Below are 9,859 nucleotides of genomic sequence, written 5' to 3' on the forward strand. Positions count from 1 at the left end.
AAAAATTGCGCAGACACCATTTCGGTGCCTGCGCTTTTTTGTTACCCTTTTCAGTTGCCCCAAACCTGTGCCATAAATTCGCTGTAGACAGCATCAAGATGCTGTACAAGAACGCTCAGCATGAGCTGAATCATCTTGCTGTCGAAAGTCTCATCCACAAACGGCAGACATACATCGAGATAAACGATGCCGTCCGGGCGCAGATAATATTTGAAAATCTTGAATTTCGTATTGAGCTCGTTAAGGTACGTGCGAATCTTTTCCTGCTTGTCACCGGCGATTCCCGTGACAACCTGCGTACGAATGATAGTAAATACGCTGGTGTCGATGAGAATTGCCATCGGCAGAATCTGTCCTTTTGTTTCAATGCGGGAACGGAAAATCACTGTTTTATATTCATCATCCAAAGACTCAATGCTGAATACATTGATATTGTTATCTACCAGGAAATCCTGAAATTTCAAAGCTTTGGCGTTTTTCTCAACACCGCCGCCGGACTTCATTGCAACTTCTTCAGCCTCTTTTTCGATGAGTTCATCATCTTTTTTTTCGACTTCTTTCTTTTCCTTTGCAGCCATCTTGAAACACTCCTTCCTTATCAGAGTAGGACTTTGTGAGAGAGATTTACACGGCCCTGACGGTCGATTTCAATTACCTTGACCTCAAGCTCATCACCGATGTTGACGACGTCCTCTACCTTCTCAACGCGGTTCTTGTCGAGCTGCGAGATATGGCAGAGACCTTCTTTGCCCGGAAGCACTTCGACGAAAGCACCGAAGTTCATGATGCGCGTAACCTTTCCTTTGTAAACGGCACCGACCTCAACCTCACGGACAAGCTCTTCGATGATGGCAACGGCTCTCTTTGCAGCTTCCTGGTCCGTTGCGGAAATGCGAATCGTTCCATCCTCTTCGATATCAATCTGTGTTCCTGTCTCGTCGACGATTTTCTTAATCATCTTGCCGCCCGGTCCGATAACCGTGCGAATCTTATCAGTCTTAATATGCATCGTCGTGACGCGCGGTGCGTACGGCGAGAGGTCTGCTGCAGGCTCGGAGATGCATTCCATCATCTTGCCCATGATGAATTCGCGGCCGCGTTTTGCCTGTGCAAGAGCAGAGGAAAGAATCTCACGGGTAATGCCGGCAATCTTGATATCCATCTGGATAGCCGTAACACCGACCTCGGTACCTGCTACCTTGAAGTCCATATCGCCGAGAGCATCTTCCATACCCTGGATATCAGTGAGGATTGTGTATTCCTCGCCTTCTTTTACAAGACCCATAGCTACGCCTGCAACCGGACGTTTGATAGGAACACCGGCATGCATGAGGGAAAGCGTACTTCCGCAGACACTGCCCATGGAGCTGGAGCCGTTGGACTCAAGAACCTCAGAAACGAGGCGCAGCGTGTACGGGAACTCTTCCTCACTCGGAATGACCGGAACCAGCGCGCGCTCAGCCAGAGCACCATGACCGATTTCACGGCGTCCCGGGCTGCGGATAGGACGAGCCTCACCAACGCTGTATCCCGGGAAGTTGTACTGGTGAATATAACGCTTGGATTTCTCCGTTCCAAGGCCGTCAAGCACCTGCTCCTCGCTAAGAGAACCGAGTGTCGTAACAGTCAGAATCTGTGTCTGACCGCGTGTGAAAAGTCCGGAACCATGTGCGCGCGGAAGAATACCGACTTCGCAGCTTACAGGACGCACTTCATCAAGCGCACGTCCGTCCGGACGAATCTTCTCATGTGTAATCATATGGCGCACGATATCTTTTTCAACATCATGCAGAACCTGTGCGATTTCCTTTGCGGAATCAGGATACTCCACAAGGAAATGCTCCATCGTGTCGGCATTGACGACAGCGATATCCTCGTCGCGCTGAAGCTTGTCCGGATTGCGGACTGCCTGATCGAGACGTGCTGCGGCGTAGTCACGGATTCCTTTTTCAAGTGCTTCAGGAATCTCAAACAGCTTCATGGTGCGTTTTTCCTTGCCGCATGCAGCCATGATATCTCTCTGGAACTCAACAATACGCTGAATTTCTTTGTGACCGAAGAGAATTGCCTCAAGAACAACCTCCTCAGGAAGCTCATTTGCGCCTGCCTCAACCATCATAACGGCGTCATGTGAGCCTGCAACCGTGAGGTTCAGGTCAGAAACCTTGCGCTGCTCAACTGTCGGGTTAATAACAAACTGACCGTCTACACGGCCGACGCGTACACCTGCAATCGGTCCGTTAAACGGAATATCCGAAACGCAGAGTGCGCAGGATGCACCAATCATTGCCGCGATTTCCGGCGGGTTATCCTGCTCAACGGACATAACCGTTGCAACGATCTGAACATCGTTACGGAAGCCCTTATTAAAAAGCGGGCGAATCGGACGGTCAATAAGACGTGCGCAAAGAATAGCGGAATTACCCGGACGTCCCTCACGTTTGATGAAGCCTCCCGGAATCTTTCCGACTGCGTACATCTTCTCCTCATAATCAACCGTCAGCGGGAAAAAGTCCACGCCTTCGCGCGGTTCTTTCGAAGCCGTCGCCGTTACCAGCACTACTGTGTCACCGTAGCGTACGAGAACGGCACCATTTGCCTGCTTCGCCATTTTTCCATTCTCAATGACGAAGGAACGGCCGCCCACTTCCATTTCAAAACTCTGCATCTTCTGTCTTCCTCCTATGCTATTTCCTTTATATGTATAAATCTTAACTCTTAAATATTCTACACCTAAATTGAAAAATCCTCTATAAAAATAAAATTTTCATAAAAAAAGCGAGGCAAAAGCCTCGCTTTTTCGGATTACTTACGGAGATTCAGTTTTGCGATGATGGAACGATAACGCTCAATATCCTTGTTGTAGAGATAGCTGAGCAGACGGCGGCGATGACCAACCATCTTCAGAAGGCCGCGGCGGGAATGATGATCCTTTTTGTGCTCCTTCAGATGTTCCGTCAGGTATGCGATACGAGCCGTAAGAACAGCAATCTGAACTTCCGGGGAACCTGTGTCACCCTCGTGAACTGCATACTTTGCGATGATTTCCGATTTTGCTTCCTGTGTTAACATTTTCTTCCTCCTAAAAACATGTACTTCATCCAACATCCAAGGCAGCGTCGGAGTACCTCGCTGTCTTCGCTGCGGACGTATTAAAACCTAAAATATTATAATGCTTCAGTTCAAGGTTTGTCAATGAGAAACTTTGAACTCATACAGCTGTATTGTCGGCGTACCTGCGGAATATTTCATCAGATGCCGCCTTATCCTTTTCCATCTGCGCTATAAGTGCTTCAACCGAAGCAAATTTTTCTTCTCCCCGCAGATGCTCAAGGAACTCAACCATAATTTTCTTTCCGTATAAATCGCCTGAGAAATCCAGCACATGCACCTCAAGCCGCGGCTCCATTATACCAAATGTAGGATTCGAGCCGATATTGGCGGCGCCACCGTAAGGCTTCCCGTCTATCGACACCCTTACTGCATATACACCCTTCGGCAGTGAAACAGAGGTTTTGGATAGCTCAAGATTCGCCGTAGGGAATCCCAAAAGCCGTCCCCGCTTATCTCCATGCATGACCTCTCCGTATGCAGAGACAGGATGCCCCAGCCACAGGTTTGCTGCAGCGAGATTGCCGTCAAGAATATGCTTTCTTATGCCAGTACTTGATATCATCTCGCCATTCTCATATACAGGTGAGCATATCTCTGCTTCAAACCCGTAATTTTTTCCTTCCTCAGCCAGTGTCTCCGCACGTCCGGCCCCAAAACGTCCAAACGTATAATTCGGCCCGGCGGTTACAAATGACGGGGCAAGATATTTCTGCAGCAGGGTAAGAAATGCTTTAGGCTCTGTGCCTGCTATTTCCTTTGTAAAAACAGGTTCAAAAAGCAGATCTACCCCCATACCCGACAGATGCATACGGCGTACCTCTTCATTTTCAATTAGAAGAGGCGCTTTTTCGGGAGAAACAACAGAACGCGGGTGATTGGAAAACGTAAATACGACCGAAGGTACGCCTCTTTCTTTTGCATACTCAACAGCCTTACGGATAACAGCCTTATGTCCGCGATGAAGACCGTCAAATGTTCCGAGGGCACATGCTCCGTGCATCCATTTTTCCGATAAATCCTTCCAATCCGAAATAAGCTCCATGTTCTCCCCTCCTTTCAGACGCGGTACATTTTATCCGGGTAAACCGAAGCATTGTCCGCGTTGTATTTTCCTATACCGAGAAATTCTTCTCCGCCATAAAGTCTGATACGCTGCCCGTCCGAAAACTTCACCTTTGTGTCGTGATTCGGCAGACCATTCTTCATTGCCGCGATGCGGTGTGACGGAACATCATACCGTTCCAGATGAAGAAGATATGCCTCCGGTGCCTGCAGTGCTTCCTCGCCGAGCTGCTCAAGCTCTTCAGGAGATACTGAGTCCGCAAGATGAAATTCACCTACGCGGGTACGAAGCAGAAATTCCATAGTCGCCGGAACTCCCGCAGCTCTTCCGATATCCCTGCATATAGAGCGTATATACGTCCCCTTTGAGCAGTCTATATCCAAAAGCAGCCCTTTTTCACGCTTCTCCAATACCTCGAGACGATGAATCGTCACCTGACGGGACGGTATCTCCACAGAAAAATTGCGGCGGGCCAAATCACATGCCCGCCGCCCATTAATCTTCACTGCCGAATACACAGGCGGAACCTGATCTATCGTTCCAGTCTGTGAAAGAACGGCTTTCTGTATGGTTTCATCATCCGGCATCGGCGCGTCAGAGCTTTCAACGACCTCACCGAGGTCATCGCCGCTGTCCGTCTCGATTCCGAAAAGAAGCTCGGCACGATATGACTTGGATACCTCGTCGAGATATTCGATGAGTCTTGCAGCCTTTCCCACCGCAACGGGAAGAACTCCCGATGCTCCCGGGTCCAGTGTGCCCGCATGACCGACACGTTTCACATTCAAAATCCTGCGTACATAGCTCACAGCGTCATGTGATGTCATGCCGGGCGGCTTCAAAAAATTGATGAATCCGTCCTTCATGCTTCCAAAGCCCTCTCAATCGCTTCAAGAATCTCTTTCTTTGCTTCAGGCAGTGCCATTTTCAATGTACAGCCTGCCGCACGGATATGACCGCCTCCGCCGAACTCACCTGCAACCTTGCTCACATCGAGTCCTTTGGAGCGCATACTGACTCGGCAAACGTTTTCGTCTACGCATTTAATAAGGACGGCAACATCTACACCCTCGATAACACGCACCATATCTATAAAGCCATCGGTAGACTCAATATTCTGCATGAGTTCCCACCCGAGGAAAAGTCCCGCCACACGTCCTCCGGCTGTAACCTCCATTGTCTGAAGAGCTGCCATCTGTCCGCGCACGATTGCCTCGGATTTTGCCTCCGTTGCCTCAGAGACAACATTCGGCTGAACACCCGCGTCAATCAGTGCCGCTGCGGCACGCATAGTGGAAGAACGCGTATTGGAAAACTTGAAGAAGCCCGTGTCCGTAGCAAGACCGGTATAGAGCGGAAGAGCAATATCCAGCGTAATATCCGCCTTAAGCTCCGTCAGTATCTCATATACCATCTCGCAGGCTGCCGCACGTTTTTCAATAAAGATATAATCAGCCATCTCATTGTTTGAAATGTGATGGTCGATATTGAGTACAGGAAGACCTTTTGCAATCTCCGCTACACCCTCAATACGGCTGGTATCCGTATCAATAATGACAAGAAGGTCTGCGCTGCCCTTGTAATCCGCAGGACGCAGAATCGCATCATACCCCGGAAGAAATGCCATGTTCTTCGGCAGCTTGTCGTCAATAACAACATCTGCTTTTTTCCCCGCGGCTCGCATATAAGCGCAAAGCGCGAGGGTAGAACCTATAGCATCCCCGTCAGGGCTGACGTGTGCAGTGATGATAACCGAATTTGCTTTACGGAGGCATTCTGCCGCCTCGTTAAGCCCGATCTTCTTCCCCATCGTCATGTCCTTCTTCTTTTTCTATTTTGAGCAAAAGTTCCTGGATATGCGCACTGTAAGCAAGCGATGTATCAAGCGCGAAGGTGAGCTCCGGCGTATAACGCAGGCGCACACGGCTTCCCAGCTCGCGGCGTATATACCCCGAGCTGCTTTTAAGCCCCTTCCAGCAGTCCTTCATCTGCTCTTCACTGCCCATAAGGCTCACAAAGACGCGCGCGTTCCTCAAATCCGGGGAACAATGCACATCAGTAACCGTGACAAATCCGATACGCGGATCCTTCACGTCCTGCAGGAGAATCTTGCTTATCTCCTGCTTCATGAGCTCCTGGACCTTTTCCATTCTTAACTGTCCCATATTTCCTTAGTTCTCCTGGCTGCGTTCTGCCTTTTCATTCAATTCCGTGATGGAAGTTGCGATTTCCTCCATCGTGTAAACCTCGAGAATATCGCCTTCCTTGTAGTCACGGAAATCCTTGATTGTAAGACCGCACTCGTAGCCTGCTGCGACTTCCTTAACATCGTCCTTGAAGCGGCGCAGGGAGTCGATTTCTCCGTCATGCACAACGACATTGTCGCGAAGAATGCGGATTTTCGATGTGTTCTGAACCTTACCTTCAAGTACATAGGAGCCTGCAACAAGCACCTTCGAGAATTTCATGACCTGACGAATCTCGACCTTGCCTGTAATTACCTCTTTATATTTCGGCGCAAGCATACCGGACATAGCCGCCTTGACATCGTTCAGCGCGTCGTAGATGACCTGATACGTGCGGATATCGACTTTCTCCGTATCTGCTACCTTACGTGCGTTTGCATCCGGACGGACGTTGAACGCGATAATGATAGCGTTTGCTGCCGAAGCAAGCATAACATCGGACTCATTGACGGCACCGACGCCGGAATGAACGATAGCTACGCGGACTTCGTCGTTTTTATTGAGCTGCAGCAGTGAGCTGTTGAGAGCCTCAACAGAACCCTGTACGTCAGCCTTGATAACAATATTGAGGTCCTTGATGCTTCCTTCCTGAATCTGCTGGAAGAGGTCATCAAGAGATACCTTCTTGGATTTGATAAGCTCCGTACGCTGTTTCTCGATACGTTTCTCAGCAATGGAGCGTGCAAGCTTCTCTTCCAGAACAGCGAGCTGGTCGCCTGCTGCCGGAACGTCCGAAAGGCCGAGAACCTCGACCGGCATGGACGGGCCTGCCTTTTTAACTTCCTCACCGCGGTCGTTGATCATAGCGCGAACTCGGCCAAACGCCGTACCTGCGATGATGGAATCACCAATGCGGAGCGTACCTGACTGTACGAGAACCGTAGCAACGGCGCCGCGGCCTTTATCAAGCTGTGCTTCGATGATGACACCGCGTGCTTCGCGGTTCGGGTTTGCCTTGAGCTCCTGAACCTCTGCAACGAGCAGAACCATCTCAAGAAGGTCATCAATACCCATCTGCTTCTTTGCAGAAACCGGAACCATAATTGTATCTCCGCCGTATTCCTCCGGCACGAGACCGTACTCCATGAGCTCCTGTTTTACGTGATCCGGATTTGCGCCCGGTTTATCAATCTTGTTGATAGCAACGATAATAGGAACCTTAGCAGCCTGTGCGTGGTGAATAGCCTCGATTGTCTGCGGCATAACACCGTCGTCCGCAGCAACTACGAGAATAGCAATATCCGTTACCTGTGCGCCGCGTGCACGCATAGCCGTGAATGCTTCGTGACCCGGTGTATCAAGGAATACAATTTTCTTGCCCTTGCAGTTGACCTGATAAGCACCGATACGCTGCGTGATACCGCCGGCCTCATGCGCGGAAACGGAGCTTTTGCGGATAACATCGAGAAGTGATGTCTTACCATGGTCAACGTGACCCATAACCGTAACGACAGGCGGACGAAGAACCAATGTCTTCGGATCGTCCTCAATCTCCGGAATCTCCGTCGGATCAGTTTCCGGCGGCAGCGCCTCAGTCGTTACACCGAACTCACTTGCTACGAGCTCAGCCGTATCATAATCAATCTCCTGATTGATTGTAGCCATTACACCCATGAGGAAGAGCTTCTTAACAACCTCCGCTGCCGTGCAACTCATCTTGCTGGCGAGGTCTTTGACAATGATAGACTCACCGATTTTGATGTGCGTCGGACGTGCAATCTCCACCTTCGGTGCCTGCTGCTCATGACCGCGGTTCTTGCGGTTCTTCTTATTGCCGCGGTCACGGTTTCCGTTAAAGCCGTTGCGGTTGTTATTATTTTCGAAACGGTCGCCGCCCTTATTGCGGAAGTTGTTATTACGTCCGCCGTTCTCGTGGTTGCTGCGATTTCCGTTATTTCCGTTGTTGCTGAAATTTCCGTTATTCATACCGTTCTTACGATGACTTCCATTATTTCCGGACTGACGATTATTCTGTCCGCCCTGTCCTGCATTCTGACGCATGCCGCCGTTATTCTGAGGGCGGCGGTCATTGTTCTGCCCCTGCGCATTGTGACCGAATCCGTTTCCACCCGGACGGTTCGCATGCTGCTGACGATTGCGGTCCATATGCTGCTGATTACCGCCTGCATTATGGGCATGCTGAGCATTATGTCCGTTCTGCTTCGCTGTATGCTCCTGTCTGCCTGCCTGCGGCTTCTGCTGCACGCCCTTCTGAGGCTGTGCGTTTCTCTGCTGCTGCGCAGTTTTCTGAGGCTGAGCTGCTTTTGGAGCCTGAGGTTTTTCTTCCTTCTTGCTCAAAAGGCTCTGCAGGAGCTTCTTCTCCTCATCGCCTACGCTGCTCATATGATTTGCTACTTTATGTCCATTCTTTTCCAATAAGTTTAAAACTACCTTGCTTTCCGTATGAAATTCTTTTGCCAACTCATAAACTCTGTATTTCGACATAGAGCCACCTCCGTATATTTCATTGATTGCTCTCCAAACGTTTCTTTAACGCGTCACTAAAACCCTGATCCAAAAGAACCGCCGCCGCACGCTGCTCCTTGCCTATAGCGCTGCCCAGCGACTCCTTGTCCATTACTTCACAAACCGGAATGCCTGCTTTTTCAGCCAACCCTGTGTAAAGCTTTTTCGTTTCATCTGCAGCATCCTTGGCCAAAAGAAGAAATCTTGCCTTTTTCTTTTCAAATGCCTCACGCACCGCCGTATCACCGGACGCAACACGTCCCGCACGCTGTGCCATGCTCAGAAGATTAACGATCTTTTCATCCTTCATCGGTCTTACCTTTTTCAAATTCCTCACGGAGCTGCTTCAGCACTTCCGCGCTGACCTCGCCCTGAAACGATTTCTGAAAACGATGCGCTTTCACAGCAGCATCAAAGCACTCAATCTTATCGCAGACATATGCTCCGCGGCCGGATTTCTTTCCGGTACGGTCCACGGAGAATGTTCCCTCCGGACTGCGAACGATGCGAATCAGTTCTTTTTTCGGGTGTACTGTCTGACATCCGATACAAAGACGCTGTGGGATTTTTTTAACTGCCGTCATTCGGCATCCCCCTCCGCAGAGAATGACTCCTCACTCGTAACTTCTACAACATCCATCGTGTCGTCGATATCCTCGTCAGCCGCCTGGGACTCGCTCTTGATATCAATCTTCCAGCCCGTCAGCTTGGCAGCCAGACGTGCGTTCTGACCTTCCTTGCCGATAGCCAGCGACAGCTGATAATCAGGTACAACAACACGGGAAATCTTTTCATCTTCGTTGACCGCAACGGAAACAACCTTCGCAGGACTCAGCGCGTTTGCAATAAAGCGCGCGGAATCAGCGTTCCATTTAACTATATCGATTTTCTCATTGCGGAACTCATCAACGATAGCCTGTACGCGGAGACCTTTATGGCCTACGCATGCGCCTACCGGATCCACGTCCTC

General features: G+C 50.0%; 10 protein-coding genes and 1 pseudogene. All 11 read right to left on the bottom strand.

Annotated features, from left to right (window positions below; translation table 11 throughout):
• Nucleotides 1-50: 50 nt before the first annotated feature.
• Nucleotides 51-578: a hypothetical protein gene (locus ACY69O_RS06405; RefSeq protein ID WP_462332636.1), complete on the bottom strand. Its 528-nt coding sequence runs from the start codon at nt 576-578 to the stop codon at nt 51-53.
• A gap of 20 nt (nt 579-598) precedes the next feature.
• On the bottom strand, nt 599-2,668 hold the full coding sequence (locus ACY69O_RS06410; protein ID WP_462332637.1) for a polyribonucleotide nucleotidyltransferase: 2,070 nt from the start codon (nt 2,666-2,668) through the stop codon (nt 599-601).
• Nucleotides 2,669-2,805: 137 nt separating this feature from the next.
• A complete protein-coding gene (gene rpsO, locus ACY69O_RS06415; RefSeq protein ID WP_462332638.1) occupies nt 2,806-3,072 on the bottom strand; it encodes a 30S ribosomal protein S15 in 267 nt (88 codons plus the stop codon).
• A gap of 139 nt (nt 3,073-3,211) precedes the next feature.
• The gene (locus ACY69O_RS06420) at nt 3,212-4,156 is read right to left on the bottom strand and encodes a bifunctional riboflavin kinase/FAD synthetase (protein ID WP_462332639.1); all 945 of its coding nucleotides are present in this window, start codon (nt 4,154-4,156) and stop codon (nt 3,212-3,214) included.
• A 14-nt stretch (nt 4,157-4,170) separates the two neighbouring features.
• A complete protein-coding gene (gene truB / locus ACY69O_RS06425) occupies nt 4,171-5,043 on the bottom strand; it encodes a tRNA pseudouridine(55) synthase TruB (protein WP_462332640.1) in 873 nt (290 codons plus the stop codon).
• Nucleotides 5,040-5,987: a DHH family phosphoesterase gene (locus tag ACY69O_RS06430; protein WP_462332641.1), complete on the bottom strand. Its 948-nt coding sequence runs from the start codon at nt 5,985-5,987 to the stop codon at nt 5,040-5,042. Before ACY69O_RS06430 ends, truB begins: the two co-directional genes overlap by 4 nt.
• The gene (gene rbfA, locus ACY69O_RS06435) at nt 5,965-6,342 is read right to left on the bottom strand and encodes a 30S ribosome-binding factor RbfA (protein WP_462332642.1); all 378 of its coding nucleotides are present in this window, start codon (nt 6,340-6,342) and stop codon (nt 5,965-5,967) included. The genes ACY69O_RS06430 and rbfA overlap by 23 nt, the downstream gene beginning before the upstream one ends.
• Nucleotides 6,343-6,348: 6 nt before the next feature.
• Nucleotides 6,349-8,868, bottom strand: coding sequence for a translation initiation factor IF-2 (gene infB / locus ACY69O_RS06440; RefSeq protein ID WP_462332643.1), 2,520 nt, complete (start codon nt 8,866-8,868; stop codon nt 6,349-6,351).
• A 19-nt stretch (nt 8,869-8,887) separates the two neighbouring features.
• The gene (locus ACY69O_RS06445; protein ID WP_462332644.1) at nt 8,888-9,199 is read right to left on the bottom strand and encodes a L7Ae/L30e/S12e/Gadd45 family ribosomal protein; all 312 of its coding nucleotides are present in this window, start codon (nt 9,197-9,199) and stop codon (nt 8,888-8,890) included.
• Nucleotides 9,189-9,473, bottom strand: a complete 285-nt coding sequence (rnpM, locus tag ACY69O_RS06450) for an RNase P modulator RnpM (RefSeq protein WP_462332645.1) — start codon at nt 9,471-9,473, stop codon at nt 9,189-9,191. The genes ACY69O_RS06445 and rnpM overlap by 11 nt, the downstream gene beginning before the upstream one ends.
• Nucleotides 9,470-9,859 (bottom strand): annotated as a pseudogene (gene nusA, locus ACY69O_RS06455) (transcription termination factor NusA); the annotation flags it as partial. The pseudogene nusA and the gene rnpM, both read right to left, overlap by 4 nt.

The sequence above is a fragment of the Schwartzia sp. (in: firmicutes) genome, assembly GCF_978017985.1.

Excerpts from the sequence above, each read along its gene's own strand:
- ACY69O_RS06430 (WP_462332641.1), bottom strand. The coding sequence starts at position 5,987 with ATGGGGAAGAAGATCGGGCTTAACGAGGCGGCAGAATGCCTCCGTAAA.
- truB (WP_462332640.1), bottom strand. The coding sequence starts at position 5,043 with ATGAAGGACGGATTCATCAATTTTTTGAAGCCGCCCGGCATGACATCA.
- ACY69O_RS06405 (WP_462332636.1), bottom strand. The coding sequence starts at position 578 with ATGGCTGCAAAGGAAAAGAAAGAAGTCGAAAAAAAAGATGATGAACTC.
- rpsO (WP_462332638.1), bottom strand. The coding sequence starts at position 3,072 with ATGTTAACACAGGAAGCAAAATCGGAAATCATCGCAAAGTATGCAGTT.
- rnpM (WP_462332645.1), bottom strand. The coding sequence starts at position 9,473 with ATGACGGCAGTTAAAAAAATCCCACAGCGTCTTTGTATCGGATGTCAG.
- ACY69O_RS06445 (WP_462332644.1), bottom strand. The coding sequence starts at position 9,199 with ATGAAGGATGAAAAGATCGTTAATCTTCTGAGCATGGCACAGCGTGCG.
- infB (WP_462332643.1), bottom strand. The coding sequence starts at position 8,868 with ATGTCGAAATACAGAGTTTATGAGTTGGCAAAAGAATTTCATACGGAA.
- rbfA (WP_462332642.1), bottom strand. The coding sequence starts at position 6,342 with ATGGGACAGTTAAGAATGGAAAAGGTCCAGGAGCTCATGAAGCAGGAG.
- ACY69O_RS06420 (WP_462332639.1), bottom strand. The coding sequence starts at position 4,156 with ATGGAGCTTATTTCGGATTGGAAGGATTTATCGGAAAAATGGATGCAC.
- ACY69O_RS06410 (WP_462332637.1), bottom strand. The coding sequence starts at position 2,668 with ATGCAGAGTTTTGAAATGGAAGTGGGCGGCCGTTCCTTCGTCATTGAG.